Here is a 15,839-nt window from a genome sequence, read left to right on the forward strand (position 1 = left end):
ATCACACGCCGTGCTGTCGAAGCTGTGCGATGCGCAACGGAGAACGAACGGCGACGACCGCAGCGGCCACGAAGACGACCGTCACGACGAGGAGCGCCGCCTCTCCGCCGGCGACGGTCATGAGGGCTCCGCCACCGATCGCTCCGACCGCTGCGAGCGTCCGGTTCGCGCTGCGCATCGTGCTGTTCATGCGTCCGAGGAGCTCGTCCGGCGTCACTGTCTGGCGCAGGCTCATCTCGTTCGCGTTCTCGCACCCGGCAGCGACGCCCTGCACCGCGAACGCAGCGAACAGGACGATGGTGCTCGCCGTCGGCATCGACTGCCCGAGCACGGTGGTCGCGACCGTGATACCGGCCCAGGCGACCGGGTACACACCGCGAGCGGCGATGATCGTGCGCCCAGCCCCGAAGCGGCTGCCGAGTCGCGGTGCCGCGGTGGCGCCGAGGAGCATCGCGACACCGTTGACCGCGAGGACGGCCCCGTAGACGACTGGCGGCAACGCGAGCGTCCGAAGTGCGAGGGTCGCGAACACCGTCAGCCCGGCGGCGTTGGCGAGGAACCAGAGGTGCGTGGAGAACGCGAGCGGGGCGAGCATCGCGTGTCCGTACGTCCACCGCAGGCCGTCGGCGATGTCGCGACGCAACCGCGGACGTGCGCGTCCTGTCGGCACGCGCTCGTCGACCCGGACGCGGGCGACGAGGACAGCGTCGATGAAGAAGCTTGCGGCGTCGAGCGCGATCGCGAACGGCGCCGTCACGAGGCTCACGAGCCCACCGCCCAGCGCAGGTCCCACGGTCTGCGCGGCTGCGTCGCTCTGGTCGATCCGTGCGTTCGCCGCCAGGAGCAGCGGTCGGGGCACGATCCGCGGCAGGAGCGACTGGGTCGCGGCGAAGCCGACGACGGACAAGACGCCGAACACGAACAACGCGCCGGCCGTGACCCAGAGATCGAGCACTCCGAACGCCCAGGAAACCGGGATCACGGCCAGGCTCAGGCCACGCCCCACGCTGGACCAGATCAGGAGAGGCTTCCGACGGAAGCGGTCGACGTACGCCCCGACGACCAGCCCGAAGATCGCGTACGGCAGGAACTGGGCAGCGTTGACCAAGCCCACCTCGAAGGGCGTCGCGTGCAGCACGGTCACCACGAGGACCGGCACTGCCACGGCGCTCACGGCGGACCCGAACGACGAGACGGTCGCCGCCGACCAGTACGACCGGAAGCCGGCGACACGACGCAGCGTCGTCGCGTCCTCACCCATGGGCCAACGTTGGCAGATCGAGGTCCCGCCGTACAGGGTGCGTCAGGCCGAGGGCGTTGAATGCAGACATGATCACCAAGGCCCAGATCCACGAAGTGGAGAACGCGACCGTCCGAGACCGCGACGGCGCATCCGTCGGCAAGGTCGCGCAGGTGTTCCCCTCCGGGGAAGACGGCAGCGCCGCCTTCATCAGCGTCGCGACCGGACTCCTCGGCAGCCACGCCGTGCTCGTCCCGGTCGAGGACGCCACGTTCGACGGCTCGGACCTGCACGTCGGGTACACGAAGCGCGCGATCAAGGACGCACCGTCCGCCAGTGCCGGGAACACCCTGTCCCTCGCCGACGAGAACGCCGCACGCAAGCACTTTGGACTGTCCCCCGCCGGCAAGGCCACCGGCGACATGGGCGACCCGCACGAGAACCTCGACCAGGCGGGCACCGGCCCGGCCGGCGCAGACGACACCGAGGGCGCGGGCACGACGCCGCCGGCCTGAGCGACGGGGTGCGCAGCCGACGATTCGACATGCCACGTTCGATCTTCTGCCGACGAGTGGGCACGATGTTCAGATCTGGACGAGGGGCGCCGATGCTGAGAGGCAGAGCAGTGACGACCCTCATCAGCAAGAAGGAAGCGGGGTCTCGGCGCGACCGAGACCCCGCTTGTCATGTCCGCGTCAGGAGACGTGCACGTGCCGGAAGCTCCAACCCCGCTCCGGCGCCTTGTACCGCAGCGGGTCACCAGAGGCGACCAGCTTGCATGCCTTGTTCTCGACGTATCGCTGCACACTGCCGGTGTGCTTGATCGAACCGATCTCGAGGCGACCGAGCTTCCAGTTGTGCGGGACCTTCCAGGAGCCGCTGCTCGAGCTGGTACCCGAGTAGTTCGCCGAGATGGTGACACCGATGTCTTCCTTCACTGCCGCGACACCGGCAGAGACGGATACTCCGGTCGTGCTCGTGATCGAGCCACCGACGGAGAACGTGGTGCTCCGACTGATCGAGAGCGTGATGTCGGACTCGCCACTCACGGTTGCGTCCTTCCCGCTCGCAACCGTGAATGCGGTCGACGCGTCACGCGCGGTGTAGACGATCCGGCCGCCCTCGCACAGGCTGCTGGGGCTGCTCACCGGAGAATGCTGCAGACCTCCACCGCTCCCCGATCCGGCACCAGTTCCGGTGCCGCCTTCATCGACAGACCGCGGGGAACCGTCCTCCGAGACGATCCCGTTCTCGGTGGCATCGGTCGAGATCGGCGTGTCCGGTCCGCTCTCATCAGCGAAAGCCATCGTGCCGCCGGTGCCGACCAGGACTGTCGCCAGAACCAGCGTCGCAATTGTTTTCTTCATTTTCCCCCCAGATTGGGCATCAGTTGCTATCAGGAATTCCAACGATCCAGAAACGGGTGGACGCTGGAAGCGTGATGGTGACGGAGGTGTCGGCCGCAGACGCGATCGGGATACCGCCGCTGTTGGAGACGATGTACGTGCAAGGGCCCTCGAAGTGCTTGCCCATGGTGACCGTGTAATGGCTCACTGGCGAGCATGACACGTAGTAGGTGATCTGCTTCGTCCCGGCCGGGATGTTCGAGACGGTGAACGTCGTCGTGCCGGTCCCGGACTCGTGCAGAACCGGTGTTGCGTCCGTGTAGAAGTCGTGAGACTTGTCGCGCAGCTGCACCATCGGGTCCACGAGAGCCCGCGATGCACGAGCACTCGACGTGGGATCTGCAGTCGTGTTCGTGTCATTTGTGCAACCCGTGAGGAACAGCGTTGCGTCACAAACAAGCGCCCACATTGCGGCAACAGCCGATCGCATTCGCATTCAGCAACTCCTTGGTTGATGGAAACATATGGCGCAGTGACGCGTCGAACAATGTGAAACCGCACAGGAGCTGCCCCCCGAACAGGGTCCGGGATCGGCGGCGGTGACTCCAGGAATTCTTCGACGCGACTCGGTCCTGCGACCACGCGACGGACGTGAGCCGTCGCGCCCGCGGGATGCGTGCCTCCAGGCCGGACTGGAGGCACGGCAGCCGTCCGCCCCGCCGCTCACCTTCCAGCCGTGTCACCCCGGCACACGGCTCCCCCGGCGCCGCCAGGCGCAGGATGACGAGGTGATCACACCCACCCGCGCCGCCGGCCTCGACGCCCTGCGCGCGTTCGTCCCGCACGCCGGCGCCGACTACCGGCGCGACCGCAACCACGACACCGGTCCCGCGCGGACGAACGTGTCGGGTCTGTCGCCGTACATCCGGCACCGGCTCGTCACCGAGCAGGAGGTCGTCGACGCCGTGCTCGAGCGACACAGCCTGCACACCGCGGAGAAGTTCGTGCAGGAGGTCTTCTGGCGCACCTACTGGAAGGGGTGGCTCGAGCAGCGTCCCGAGGTCTGGCGCCGCTACCGCGAAGAGGTCCGTGACCTGCTCGCCGGCGACCTGCCCGCGCACTACGAGGACGTGGTCGCCGGGCGGTCCGGGATAGAGGCGATGGACGCGTGGGTGCGTGAGCTCGTCGAGACCGGCTACCTGCACAACCACACGCGGATGTGGTTCGCGAGCATCTGGGTCTTCACCCTCGAGCTACCGTGGCAGCTCGGTGCCGACTTCTTCTCCCGACACCTGCTCGACGGTGACGCCGCCTCCAACACCCTGTCGTGGCGCTGGGTCGCCGGTCTGCAGACCAGGGGGAAGACGTACCTGGCGACGACGGAGAACATCGCGCGGTACACGGACGGCCGTTTCGCGCCGACCGGCCTCGCGACCGAGGCCCGAGCGCTCGACGAGGAGCCCTTCCCGGCCGCGGTCCCGGTGCCGTCCGACGACGTCGACGGCCGCATCGGCGAGCGCGTCGGGCTGCTGTTGCACGAGGAGGACCTGGAGCCCGAGAGCCTGCTCGGGGAGCACCCGTCCCTCGCGGCGTCGATCCGCGCAGTCGCCGTGGCCGCGGACCCCGGGCAGCGCTCCCCCGCCGAGGTGTCGCCCGCGGTCGAGGCCTTCACCGCCGGTGCGGTCGCAGACGCGGCGTCGCGGACGACCGGCGCGACGGTGCTCGACTCGGTCGAGCCCTCCGCCGTCCTCGACTGGGCGGACGCTGCAGACCTGGACACGGTGGTCGTCCCCTACGCGCCCGTCGGTCCCGTCCGGGAGCGCCTCGACCTGTTGCGCGCACGGCTCGGCGCGGAGGGCGTCTCGCTCGTGACCGTCCGCCGGCGGTGGGACGGGCGGGCGTGGCCGTACGCGTCGCGGGGGTTCTTCCCGTTCCGGGAGCGGATCCCGGGGTTGGTACGCGGAAGGTAGAGGAACCGAGCCGCAGGCCCGTTCTTCGAATCGTCGTGGACGGGTCTCCGATCCACCGCTAAGTGGAGGGGGCGACTCGCTTCCGTCAGCAGGACGCCGCCCACATTGAGACCGGCCGAACGTGACGACGGGAGCGATTAGGGCTAGCTTCTGCTATCACGGACCACGCCGGCGAGAAGATCAGAAACACTCCGCCTGGCGTCGCAATTACAAATTTACTAAGGAGAGGCCACGAGATCCCCGGACCGATGTCCGCGGCTAGGCGGCACGTATAATCAAAAACTTACATCGACTCGACCAAGCACAACTGACCTCCTCCTTCAATGCGAGAAATTCACCTCGTGAATGTTATTCAGCCCGACGAATTCGTGAAGCCGCGCTTTGGCCGGAGCGTCCAACTCTTGCACGAATAACAACACAAGATTTCTCTTCGCCCTGGAACAGGCCACGTAGAAGAGGTTTCGAGCGCGCTCGAAGCCCGCACGTTCTTTCTCGTTCATATCAGCGTCCGGGTCGGTTGCGAGCATCTTCCCGAAGTCGTACTTTGACCAACCACGTCCAACCACGACCAGCACGTTATCGAACTCAGCACCTTTGACGGAATGCTTTGTTGAGAAGACGGATTGTTCCGCGAGATAGGACCTCAGTGCTCGTATTTCGGAGTAGGAGACCTCCCGCAGCTTCCTGTGTTCAATCAGACTTCGCGGGTCGGCCGCATCTGCGGCGCGCCTCGAGTCCGCCTCTCTAGCGGCTACTCGCGATGGGAGCGCAAATAGATTGACGTCCTGAATTGCGTCGAGAACTTTGCCGACTGTGCCAGTCGCACAGACCGCCGTCAGAGACGCCAACCCCGCAGCCCATCGGAGCTTGTCCCCTGCACCCCGAAGCAAGGGCCCCCGACCTCCGAGCACCGAGAACATGAGTCCGAAACGACGCTGTTCATACGCCTCCAAAGCCAACTCGAGCGAATCGGTGAAGAACTCGATGGTTGGATCCTGCTTTTTGACGAATGAGTCATTGTAACGGAAAACGCGCGATAAAGAGGGGTATCCGAGCTCATTACCGATACTCGAATGCGTGAGCATCAATATTTTCACATCGTCGAGTCCGTCAGTGATGCCGTTCTCCACTAACCACTCACGAACCTGAGCGAGCGACTCTGAAGTGGCCTCCTCCGAAATCTGTCCCTTCCACTGCCCCTTTTGTCGCTCGCCCACCCAATGGTCGGTGTGGAAGATCGTCACCGAGCCATCCATGGCTTTGTCACTCGGAGCCTGTGGCAGAGACGGCCGGAGCTTGTTCAGCAAATCGACGATGGCACGATCCGATCGAAAATTCGCCTTCTTCGGAATCGCAGAGAGCCCTGGATGCTCAATAGATCCACAAGTGTCGTCGTAAATCTGCTGCCAAGCGTCGCCGAAGAGACCCACAATAGGCGGACGTTCAAGACCGTCGAACCCCACGAGCGCTGCCTCTAAAACTCCTTCCGGCGTGTCCTGGTACTCATCTACAAACACTACCGGAAAGCGATCGGCAATGACTTTCACAAACTTCTTTTCACGAAACAATTCCGCCGCCAGAGAAGGAACATCTTCGTGATGCAAACTGGCAACCTTGTCCCGAACCGCTGGGATACCTAGCGTGTATTCAACAGCGACAAGCTCATCGGCGTCTACCTCATCGAACTGAGTTCGACCGAGAGACCTCAGGCGCTCCAACATGGGCTTCTGGAAAGGAGCAATCATCTCCCACAGAAAGCCATGGAGAGTGTCAACGAGGATCGCATTGTCGACGCCCACGCGGGCCCGAATTTCATCACGAGCTACATTCGTGTATGTGAGACAGGCCACTCTCTGATAGGGCAAGGGCAAGAAGGCCTGCCTGTCGCTCAAGATGCGATCCAGCGCCTGAACTAACGAAAAGGTCTTTCCGGCCCCTGCGCCAGCTTCGAGTTTGAACGACTTTTTCTGCTGCAGGGCATCGACAATTTGCGCGAAAGCGGATTGCGACTCCGATTCCGCCGATGCCAGAAGCGCTTTATTCATTCTCCGCTCCTGACGATTCAATCTTCTCTGTGCGAACGTCTTCTTCGCTAGCGAGCCACCTCAGCCCATCGAGCAGATACCTTGGAGCGACCCAAGAATCTTCGGTGATAGCAAAACGGAGGGCAAACTCACTCTTCTTCTGCGCATCCGCCAGCTTCTTCGCGGACTCTTCCATCACCTCTGGGATGCCGCTAGCACTCAACTCAAAGAGGGCCGAATTGGCAAGGATGAAAGCGTCCTCGAAGGTTCGTCCGCACGGACCACCTTCGGTCTCCGGCACTTGGTGTGCGAGGCACCTAGCCCCACGCACGTTCGAACCCTTCGAATAAGCGGCAAGCAAGCTGGACGGTCTCTGATCTTCCTTGTCCGGATACCAGTCCTTGATCGTGGCGTTCGTCGTGGCGGACGCTTTGCTCACCACACACTTTTGCAGAGCACCCTTGGCCCCCGTCGGAGCAACACTATCTAAATCCGTGACTATCAGAACCGGTAGGTCAATGAAGTCGAGGAGTGGAAAGAATTTATGAGCATACGCGCCACCTACTTCCATCATTGTGACGTACTGACGACTCAGTTCGTCGACTTGCGCCTTGATCACCGCGGGCACCATCAGGCGCTCGGTCGTCCCCTCAACAAGGATAGCCTTATCTGCGAAGAAAAGATCGGAACGCGTCAACGTGAGATACTGATGCAAGAAATTCGCATCCATGTTCTCAGCGCGACTCAAATCCTTGACCGTCGAGGATATAAGTTCTGGTGTTGACTTTTCCCGACTTGACTTGAAATACCTGATTGCTGAGAGTTTGGCTCGATTCGCGACGTGCGGCGAGTGAGTTGAGACGACAAATTGTGGGTTCCAGGCGCCTGGTCGCCCATCCAAGTTCGGGAAGAGGGTTCGGATGGCCGCGAGCTGTGCGATGAAGACTTCCTGCATCTGCGGATGAAGATGAGCCTCCGGTTCCTCGATGAAGACGAGATGCAGCTTGGGATCTCCATCTGTTGATATGAACTCGCGGTAGAAGCTCAGGAGTGTGAGAAGGATCAAGATCAGGTTTCGCGATCCAAGCCCGCTGTAGGACTCGGGGAGCGGGACACCCTCGACCCCGGCGTACCGGACATAAGTGTGGCTCCCCAAAACCTTCTCCACACTGAGCTTCGCGAACGACTCTATCCCTGGATCTTGAAGCCCTGGGTAGCCAAACTGGAGCAGAGCCGGCGCGATATTCTTCATCATCGATCCGACCTTCGCGCCCAGCGACTTCTCGAACTCGGCAACCGCCTCATTCAACTCGTCAACAGCGGCTTTCTGGAAACCCCCCGCCGGATCGCGATTCGCTGACTCGAAGAGCCGTTGGAACACCTTGCCTATCAAATCATTCGGTCGCTCTTTCTCGTCATCAAGGCCCCTCTGCGCTTCAAGGGTATGAACCTGAACCAGCGCTCGGGCATCCTGAATGCTGACGGCACGAGTATTTGAGGGGTCTTCGGGATCCTCCGCGAAGATCACCCGCTCGTAATACTTAGCGATTCGTGGCCCGAGCACTTGAAGAAGACGACGAGTATTGACGACTGCCTCACCATCCGCTGGTGACACGCCCGCGAACAAGTTGGAAATCGATCCTGCGCGCAGCTTATAGCGGAAGACGATGACTGCTTCGAAGCACTCAGGATCGAGGTCCACAATGAACGGGCTGAGCGCTCCGTAAGCGTCAAGCTCCTTCGAGTATTTGATCCCGAGACGGAGAGCCACCTCCGGAACAAGTTCGAGCGCTCGCAGCTCGTCGCCCTCATCCGTATATGCTTTCCAAGCCTCGTGAAACTCGGCGTAGCATTTACTCGAGAAATCGGCAAGTTCGAGCTTCAGGGGTCTTTCATCGAGGAAACGTTTCACGATCTCGGTCAGCGTCGTTTTGCCGGTGTTATTCTTACCCACGAGCACGGTACTTATCTCATCGAGATGAATCCGCGCGTCGTGGAGTAGCCGGAAATTCTTCACCGCAAGCTGGCTGATGCCCATTGGCGGCTCTTCCGACTGCTCCACCGCTGAACTAGAGCCGTTTGTCTGTGACTCTATGACTTCCTGATCGTCGGCCGCCATGATCGCGCCATCGGGCTCACTGCTAGATGTCATCGTCCTCACCCATCGAAGATTTACTCCGGCTTAACGACAGTTGCCTGTGATGCCAGTGCGACTCACACTAGCGCCTTCTACCACCACTTCCAGTGGCCAAAAAGAACGCCCCGTCGGCCGAAGCCGACGGGGCGTCCCCACACGAGTCAGACCAGGATCAGAAGTCCCAGTCCTCGTCCTCCGTCACGACCGCCTTGCCGATGACGTACGACGAGCCGGACCCCGAGAAGAAGTCGTGGTTCTCGTCCGCGTTCGGCGACAGGGCCGACAGGATCGCCGGATTCACGTCCGTCGTCTCCTTCGGGAACATCGGCTCGTAGCCCAGGTTCATCAGCGCCTTGTTGGCGTTGTAGTGCAGGAACTTCTTGACGTCCTCGGTCAGGCCGACCCCGTCGTACAGGTCCTGCGTGTACTGCACCTCGTTCTCGTAGAGCTCGAACAGCAGGTTGAACGTGTAGTCCTTGATCTCCTGCTTGCGCTCCTCGGAAGCGCCTTCCAGGCCCTTCTGGAACTTGTAGCCGATGTAGTACCCGTGGACGGCTTCGTCGCGGATGATCAGGCGGATCAGGTCGGCGGTGTTCGTGAGCTTCGCCCGCGAGGACCAGTACATCGGCAGGTAGAAGCCGGAGTAGAACAGGAACGACTCGAGCAGCGTCGACGCGACCTTGCGCTTCAGGGGGTCGTCACCGGTGTAGTAGTCGAGGACGATCTGCGCCTTCTTCTGCAGGTTCGGGTTCTCCGTGGACCAGCGGAATGCGTCGTCGATCTCGGGCGTCGAGGCGAGCGTCGAGAAGATCGACGAGTAGCTCTTCGCGTGCACCGACTCCATGAACGCGATGTTCGTGTAGACGGCTTCTTCGTGCGGGGTGATCGCGTCGGGGATCAGGCTGATCGCGCCGACGGTGCCCTGGATGGTGTCGAGCAGCGTCAGGCCGGTGAACACCCGCATGGTCAGCTGCTGCTCCTCGGGCGTGAGCGTGTTCCACGACTGCACGTCGTTCGACAGCGGCACCTTCTCGGGCAGCCAGAAGTTGTTGACCAGCCGGTTCCAGACCTCGACGTCCTTGTCGTCCTGGATGCGGTTCCAGTTGATGGCACTGACCGCGCTGATCAGCGGGATGGACTTGCCCGTTGCGTGGACCGGGTCGGTGAGGGTCATGGGATCGTCTTCCGGATTCGAGATGGTGATCTGGTGTCGGACTGGAGGCACGGGGCGGGGCCCGCCCCGTGCCTCCAGGATGTCGGCAGTCGCGTCAGCGACCGACCGCTACAGCATGCAGCTGACGCAGCCTTCGACCTCGGTGCCCTCGAGGGCGAGCTGGCGCAGACGGATGTAGTAGATCGTCTTGATGCCCTTGCGCCATGCGTAGATCTGGGCCTTGTTGATGTCGCGGGTGGTGGCGGTGTCCTTGAAGAACAGCGTCAGCGACAGACCCTGGTCGACGTGCTGCGTCGCCGCGGCGTAGGTGTCGATGATCTTCTCGGCACCGATCTCGTACGCGTCCTGGTAGTAGTCCAGGTTGTCGTTCGTCATGAACGGCGCCGGGTAGTAGACGCGGCCGAGCTTGCCTTCCTTGCGGATCTCGATCTTCGACGCGATCGGGTGGATCGACGACGTCGAGTGGTTGATGTACGAGATCGAACCGGTCGGCGGGACGGCCTGCAGGTTCTGGTTGTAGATGCCGTGCTCCTGGACGGACGCCTTCAGCGCCTTCCAGTCGTCCTGCGACGGGATCGTCACGTTCGCGTTCGCGAAGAGCTCGCGGACACGCTCGGTCGCCGGCGTCCACTCCTGGTCGGTGTACTTGTCGAAGAACTCGCCCGACGCGTACTTCGAGTCGCGGAAGCCGTCGAACGTCTCCCCCGTCTCGATCGCGATGGTGTTCGAGGCGCGCAGGGCGTGGAACAGCACCGTGTAGAAGTAGATGTTCGTGAAGTCGATGCCCTCTTCGGAGCCGTAGAAGACGCGCTCACGAGCCAGGTAGCCGTGCAGGTTCATCTGGCCGAGGCCGATGGCGTGCGACTTGTCGTTGCCGTCCTCGACCGAGCGGACCGACGAGATGTGCGACATCTGCGAGACCGAGGTCAGGCCGCGGATCGCGGTCTCGATGGTCTTGCCGAAGTCCGGCGAGTCCATCGTCAGCGCGATGTTCAGCGAGCCGAGGTTGCAGGAGATGTCCTTGCCGATCTCCTTGTAGGACAGGTCCTCGTTGAAGGTGGTCGGCGTGTTGACCTGCAGGATCTCCGAGCACAGGTTGGACATGTTGATCCGACCCTTGATCGGGTTGGCCTTGTTCACCGTGTCCTCGAACACGATGTACGGGTAGCCCGACTCGAACTGGATCTCGGCGATGGTCGTGAAGAAGTCACGCGCCTTGATCTTCGTCTTCTTGATGCGCGAGTCGTCGACCATCGCGCGGTAGTTCTCGGAGATCGGGACGTCGCCGAAGGGCATCCCGTAGACCTTCTCGACGTCGTACGGCGAGAACAGGTACATGTCCTCGTTGTTCTTCGCGAGCTCGAACGTGATGTCCGGCACGACGACGCCGAGCGACAGCGTCTTGATACGGATCTTCTCGTCGGCGTTCTCGCGCTTGGTGTCGAGGAACTTCATGATGTCGGGGTGGTGGGCCGACAGGTAGACGGCACCGGCACCCTGACGCGCACCGAGCTGGTTCGCGTACGAGAAGGAGTCCTCCAGCAGCTTCATCACGGGGATGATGCCCGAGGACTGGTTCTCGATCTGCTTGATCGGGGCGCCGGCTTCGCGGATGTTGGAGAGCAGCAGGGCCACGCCGCCGCCGCGCTTCGAGAGCTGCAGCGAGGAGTTGATGCCGCGCGAGATCGACTCCATGTTGTCCTCGATGCGGAGGAGGAAGCAGGAGACGAGCTCGCCGCGCTGTGCCTTCGCGGTGTTGAGGAACGTCGGGGTCGCGGGCTGGAAGCGGCCGGCGATGATCTCCTCGACGAGGTCGATCGCGAGCTGCTCGTTGCCCTGCGCCAGGCCGAGGGCCGTCATCACGACGCGGTCCTCGAAGCGCTCCAGGTAGCGCTTGCCGTCGAACGTCTTGAGCGTGTAGCTCGTGTAGTACTTGAACGCACCGAGGAACGTCTGGAACCGGAACTTCTTGGAGTACGCCAGGTCGTTGAGCTTCTGGATGAACTCGAGCGAGTACTGCTCGATCGTCGCCGCTTCGTAGTACTCGTTCTCGACCAGGTAGTCCAGTCGCTCCTTCAGGTTGTGGAAGAAGACGGTGTTCTGGTTGACGTGCTGCAGGAAGAACTGCTTCGCGGCCTCACGGTCCTTGTCGAACTGGATGTTCCCGTCCGCGTCGTAGAGGTTGAGCATCGCGTTGAGGGAGTGGTAGTCCATCCCCGTCTGCGGCGACGTCAGATCGACGTCTGCAACTGCTGCGTCCAAAATGCATCCAATCCTGAGTTGACCGCGCGGACGTCGTCCGGCGTTCCGAAGAGTTCAAACCTGTAGAGGAGAGGGACGCCGCACTTCTGTGCGATGACGTCCCCGGCCAGGCCGTAGGCCTCGCCGAAGTTCGTGTTGCCCCCGACGACCACTCCGCGGATGAGCGAGCGGTTCTGTTCGTCGTTGAGGAACTTGATGACCTGCTTGGGCACAGCGCCCTGCCCGTTGCCGCCGCCGTACGTCGGCAGGACGAGCACGTACGGCTCGTCCACGCGCAGAAACGGTTCGTTCGGGTAGAGCGGGATGCGGTCCGCGTCACGGCCGAGCTTCTCGACGAAGCGTGCGGTGTACCCGGACACGCTCGAGAAGTAGACGAGGCGACTCATGTGCGCGCTCCTTGTGAGAGGTGCGGACAGCAGATCAGGAGTGGCCTGTCGGAGGCGCTGCGTGCCTCCAGGCCGGCGGAGGTGCGGGTCCCGGGACGGGACCCGCACGGCTCACGCGAGTTCGGCGCTGAGCGTCGCGATCTTGTCGGGACGGAAGCCCGACCAGTGGTCGTCGTCGGTGACGACGACGGGGGCCTGCATGTAGCCGAGGCTCTTGACGTGCTCGAGCGCGGCTTCGTCGGCGGAGACGTCGAGCACCTCGTACTGGATGCCCTTGTTGTCGAGCGCGCGGTACGTCGCGGTGCACTGGACGCAGGACGGCTTGGTGTAGACGGTGACGGCCATGATCTCCCCTGGTTCTTGCTGGTTGTTCGTGCTGTGGAGTGGTGCTGGTGTCGGGTGCCGCTTGCACCTGCCCGCTGGCACCTGCGCAGACGTGTCCGGGAAGGGGCCGCTGCGGTGGCTCCACACTACATCTAGTGGCTGGCCGAGGCACCGACCACAAGAGGAAGTGTTACAGCCGTGTAGTTCTCCACAACGCCCTCCACAGTCTGTGGATTCCCGGGAGGCCCGGAATCACGCCAGTCTGCGGCCCACCACCGACACTTCCCCACACCGGTGGACAGCCTCGATCCACATGTGTGGAATCAGCGCGTCGGCGTGTCGCGGACGGTCCTCCACACGGGCCTCCGGAGGCCGCTCGTCCACAGCACCCCCGGACGGGTGACGGCCCCGTCCGTCCGGTCCGTACACTCGTCTCGTGAGTGCCTACGGACCCCTGCTGAAGACCCCCGGAGTCGGTCGCGTCATCGCAGCGCAGCTCACCGCGCGGTTCCCGTTCGGCATGCTCTCGCTCGCGTACCTGCTGCACGTCGAGCACGTCTTCCACTCGTACGGCGCCGCGGGGCTCGTGCTCGCCACGACGAGCATCGGTCAGGCCATCGCCGGTCCGCTCACCAGCAGGTGGATGGGCAGCTGGGGCATGCGCCCGGTCCTGGTGCTGACGAGCATCGTCGCGCTGCTGAGCATGGGTGTCGTCGCGTTCGCCACCATGCCGCTCTGGGCGTACGTGGTCGTCGGGTTCCTCGGCGGCCTCGCGGTCCCGCCCGTGCAGCCCGCGGTGCGCACCATCTACCCCAAGATGGTGACGTCGTCGCAGCTCACGCCCCTGTTCTCCCTGGACGCCAGCGCGCAGGAACTCATCTGGGTGGCCGGCCCGGTCATCACGACGTTCGTCGCGACGCAGGTCGGCACCGTGCAGGCGATCGTCGTGGCGATGGTGTTCCTGGTCGTCGGCGGCGTGTGGTTCATCGCCTCCCCCGAGCTCGGCCGCGTCCGCATCCCCCGCTCGAAGCGTGCGTTCGGCGTCGTGCTGCGCCGCCCCTCGGTCGTCGTGGCGACCCTGACCGGCCTGCTGCTCATCGGTGCGTGCGCCGCGGTCGAGGCCAGTGTCACGAGCGTCTTCGGCGAGGGCAGCCCGAACGCCGGCATCGTCCTCGCGGTGTTCGCCGTCGGGTCGCTCGCGGGAGGGCTCGCGCTCGGGCACCGTCCGATCTCCCCGAACACCCTGTGGGCGCGCATGTGCATCGTGTTCGTCGGACTCGCGCTGGCCGTGGGCGGCACGGACTTCTGGTGGCTCTGCCTGGCGCTCGTGATCGCCGGCGCCGGCATCGCCCCGGCCCTCGCGGTGATGTTCGGCTCGGTGTCCGCGACCGTGAAGTTCTCCGACACGGCAGAGGCCTACGGCTGGATGGGCACCGGGCAGCTCATCGGCGCCGCGGGCGGCTCTGCGGTGGCCGGGTTCCTCATCGACGCGAACGGGCCCTCGGGCGGCATGACCGTGGGCGCGGTGATGGCGGCGGCCGGCGTGGTGCTGCCGCTCGTCGCGAAGCGGTGGCTGCCCGACCTGCGCGGCCGTGACGCGAGTCCCATCCCCGACACCGAGCCGGTGACGCTGCCGAGCTGACGCCGCGGGGCAGGGCACGCCCCCGCCACGAACGGCAGGATGGGTGCATGGTCACCTCGATCCCCCTCCGCGACGGCCGCAGCATCCCCGCGATCGGCTTCGGCGTCTACAAGGTCGACGACGCCCAGGCCGAGACGGCGGTCGGCCTCGCGCTCGACGCCGGCTACCGGCACGTCGACACCGCCGAGATGTACGGCAACGAAGCCGGTGTCGGGAAGGCGATCCGCGCCTCCGGGCTCGACCGTGACGACGTGTTCGTGACCACCAAGGTGTGGAACGACCACCAGGGGCGCGACGCGACGCTGCGGGCGTTCGACGCGAGTCTCGAGCGGCTGGGGACCGACACGGTCGACCTGTACCTCATCCACTGGCCGGCCGCGGCGAACGACCGCTACGTCGAGACCTGGCGGACGCTGGTCGAGCTGCGCGAGCAGGGCCGTGCGAGGAGCGTCGGCGTCTCGAACTTCCAGGTGTCGCACCTGCAGCGGCTGATCGACGAGACGGGCGAGGTCCCCGCGCTGAACCAGGTCGAACGGCACCCGTGGCTGCCCCAGCGCGAGCTCATCGCGTTCCACGCGCAGCACGACATCGCCACGGGGGCCTGGTCACCGCTCGGACGCGGCCGGCTCGTCGACGAACCGGTGCTCACGGGCATCGCGGACGCGCACGGGGTCAGTGTCGCGCAGGTGCTCGTCCGGTGGAACGTGCAGCAGGGCGTGGTGGTGCTGCCGAAGTCGGTGACGCCTGCGCGGATCCGGTCGAACCTGGACGTCGACGGGTTCGTGCTGACCGCGGACGACCTCGCCGCGATCGCCACGCTCGAGTCCGGGCAGCGCACCGGCTCCCACCCGGACAGCGTGTCCTAGCTGTACTAGGCCGTTAGGTTGGTGACACTCGGGCTGCAGGTGTGAGTCCGTGGCTTGAGTGGGTCCGGCCAGTGTTGTAGTGCTCGATCCAGGGCGCAAGCGCGTCGGCGCGTGCTTGGTTGCTGGTGAAAGGTTGCCGGTAGGCCCACTCGGTCGCGAGGGTCCGGTTGAATCGTTCGACCTTGCCGTTTTGCCATGGGCAGTGGGGTTTGATGAACTTCTGCTTCGCCCCGAGCGCGGCGACGGCGTCCTTGAACGCGGCCGAGTGCCGGTAGGCGAACGCGTTGTCCGAGATCACGCGCTCGATCGTTGCGATGCCGTGCTAAGCGAAGTAGGCCGCCGCGCGTGTCAGGAACGCTGCTGCGGTCGCGCCTTTCTCATCTGGGTGGATCTCCGCGTAGGCGAGTCGAGTGTGATCATCGACGGCCGCGTGGACGTAGTCGAACCCGATGCCGCGCCCCCGGAACT

13 protein-coding genes and 1 pseudogene are annotated in these 15,839 nt (G+C 64.0%); 4 read left to right on the forward strand and 10 right to left on the reverse strand.

Annotated elements, in window-relative coordinates:
* Position 1: 1 nt before the first annotated feature.
* Positions 2-1,261, reverse strand: a complete 1,260-nt coding sequence (locus HUN58_RS01765) for an MFS transporter (protein WP_180224696.1) — start codon at positions 1,259-1,261, stop codon at positions 2-4.
* A gap of 68 nt (positions 1,262-1,329) precedes the next feature.
* Here HUN58_RS01765 and HUN58_RS01770 point away from each other — a divergent pair, with 68 nt between their 5' ends.
* On the forward strand, positions 1,330-1,755 hold the full coding sequence (locus HUN58_RS01770; protein ID WP_180224695.1) for a PRC-barrel domain-containing protein: 426 nt from the start codon (positions 1,330-1,332) through the stop codon (positions 1,753-1,755).
* Between the two features lie 180 nt (positions 1,756-1,935).
* Here the strand turns inward: HUN58_RS01770 and HUN58_RS01775 are convergent, their stop codons facing one another.
* Together HUN58_RS01775 and HUN58_RS01780 are read right to left on the reverse strand one after the other, a co-directional pair.
* A complete protein-coding gene (locus tag HUN58_RS01775) occupies positions 1,936-2,607 on the reverse strand; it encodes a hypothetical protein (protein ID WP_180224694.1) in 672 nt (223 codons plus the stop codon).
* Positions 2,608-2,626: 19 nt separating this feature from the next.
* Positions 2,627-2,941 carry a hypothetical protein gene (locus HUN58_RS01780; protein ID WP_141862854.1) on the reverse strand — a complete coding sequence of 105 codons (315 nt, stop codon included), beginning with the start codon at positions 2,939-2,941 and terminating at the stop codon, positions 2,627-2,629.
* Between the two features lie 433 nt (positions 2,942-3,374).
* Here HUN58_RS01780 and HUN58_RS01785 point away from each other — a divergent pair, with 433 nt between their 5' ends.
* The gene (locus HUN58_RS01785) at positions 3,375-4,556 is read left to right on the forward strand and encodes an FAD-binding domain-containing protein (RefSeq protein WP_180224693.1); all 1,182 of its coding nucleotides are present in this window, start codon (positions 3,375-3,377) and stop codon (positions 4,554-4,556) included.
* A 320-nt stretch (positions 4,557-4,876) separates the two neighbouring features.
* On the opposite strand, the gene HUN58_RS01790 is transcribed toward HUN58_RS01785, so the two are convergent.
* The 6 genes from HUN58_RS01790 to nrdH form a co-directional block, all read right to left on the reverse strand.
* Positions 4,877-6,601: a UvrD-helicase domain-containing protein gene (locus HUN58_RS01790; RefSeq protein ID WP_180224692.1), complete on the reverse strand. Its 1,725-nt coding sequence runs from the start codon at positions 6,599-6,601 to the stop codon at positions 4,877-4,879.
* Positions 6,594-8,699, reverse strand: coding sequence for an ATP-dependent endonuclease (locus tag HUN58_RS01795; protein WP_180224691.1), 2,106 nt, complete (start codon positions 8,697-8,699; stop codon positions 6,594-6,596). The genes HUN58_RS01790 and HUN58_RS01795 overlap by 8 nt, the downstream gene beginning before the upstream one ends.
* A gap of 190 nt (positions 8,700-8,889) precedes the next feature.
* Positions 8,890-9,891, reverse strand: coding sequence for a class 1b ribonucleoside-diphosphate reductase subunit beta (gene nrdF / locus HUN58_RS01800; RefSeq protein ID WP_058725585.1), 1,002 nt, complete (start codon positions 9,889-9,891; stop codon positions 8,890-8,892).
* A 108-nt stretch (positions 9,892-9,999) separates the two neighbouring features.
* Positions 10,000-12,105 (reverse strand): class 1b ribonucleoside-diphosphate reductase subunit alpha, encoded by a 2,106-nt coding sequence (gene nrdE, locus HUN58_RS01805; RefSeq protein ID WP_180224690.1) that lies wholly within the window; start codon positions 12,103-12,105, stop codon positions 10,000-10,002.
* A 17-nt stretch (positions 12,106-12,122) separates the two neighbouring features.
* Entirely contained in the window at positions 12,123-12,539 is a 417-nt protein-coding gene (nrdI, locus tag HUN58_RS01810; protein ID WP_058741109.1) for a class Ib ribonucleoside-diphosphate reductase assembly flavoprotein NrdI, read from the reverse strand.
* Between the two features lie 111 nt (positions 12,540-12,650).
* Positions 12,651-12,884: a glutaredoxin-like protein NrdH gene (gene nrdH, locus HUN58_RS01815; protein WP_058727719.1), complete on the reverse strand. Its 234-nt coding sequence runs from the start codon at positions 12,882-12,884 to the stop codon at positions 12,651-12,653.
* A 415-nt stretch (positions 12,885-13,299) separates the two neighbouring features.
* On the opposite strand from nrdH, the gene HUN58_RS01820 reads away from it, so the two are divergent.
* On the forward strand, positions 13,300-14,505 hold the full coding sequence (locus tag HUN58_RS01820; protein ID WP_058741110.1) for an MFS transporter: 1,206 nt from the start codon (positions 13,300-13,302) through the stop codon (positions 14,503-14,505).
* 47 nt (positions 14,506-14,552) lie between these two features.
* Positions 14,553-15,371 (forward strand): aldo/keto reductase, encoded by an 819-nt coding sequence (locus HUN58_RS01825; RefSeq protein WP_180224689.1) that lies wholly within the window; start codon positions 14,553-14,555, stop codon positions 15,369-15,371.
* Between the two features lie 13 nt (positions 15,372-15,384).
* Here the strand turns inward: HUN58_RS01825 and HUN58_RS01830 are convergent.
* Positions 15,385-15,839 (reverse strand): annotated as a pseudogene (locus tag HUN58_RS01830) (integrase core domain-containing protein); the annotation flags it as partial.

This window comes from Curtobacterium sp. Csp1 (assembly GCF_013347185.1).

Coding starts and splice junctions, on each gene's coding strand:
- HUN58_RS01770 (WP_180224695.1), top strand. CDS start 1,330: ATGATCACCAAGGCCCAGATCCACGAAGTGGAGAACGCGACCGTCCGA.
- nrdH (WP_058727719.1), bottom strand. CDS start 12,884: ATGGCCGTCACCGTCTACACCAAGCCGTCCTGCGTCCAGTGCACCGCG.
- HUN58_RS01765 (WP_180224696.1), bottom strand. CDS start 1,261: ATGGGTGAGGACGCGACGACGCTGCGTCGTGTCGCCGGCTTCCGGTCG.
- HUN58_RS01795 (WP_180224691.1), bottom strand. CDS start 8,699: ATGGCGGCCGACGATCAGGAAGTCATAGAGTCACAGACAAACGGCTCT.
- HUN58_RS01825 (WP_180224689.1), top strand. CDS start 14,553: ATGGTCACCTCGATCCCCCTCCGCGACGGCCGCAGCATCCCCGCGATC.
- HUN58_RS01790 (WP_180224692.1), bottom strand. CDS start 6,601: ATGAATAAAGCGCTTCTGGCATCGGCGGAATCGGAGTCGCAATCCGCT.
- HUN58_RS01780 (WP_141862854.1), bottom strand. CDS start 2,941: ATGGTGCAGCTGCGCGACAAGTCTCACGACTTCTACACGGACGCAACA.
- nrdI (WP_058741109.1), bottom strand. CDS start 12,539: ATGAGTCGCCTCGTCTACTTCTCGAGCGTGTCCGGGTACACCGCACGC.
- nrdE (WP_180224690.1), bottom strand. CDS start 12,105: ATGGACTACCACTCCCTCAACGCGATGCTCAACCTCTACGACGCGGAC.
- nrdF (WP_058725585.1), bottom strand. CDS start 9,891: ATGACCCTCACCGACCCGGTCCACGCAACGGGCAAGTCCATCCCGCTG.
- HUN58_RS01775 (WP_180224694.1), bottom strand. CDS start 2,607: ATGAAGAAAACAATTGCGACGCTGGTTCTGGCGACAGTCCTGGTCGGC.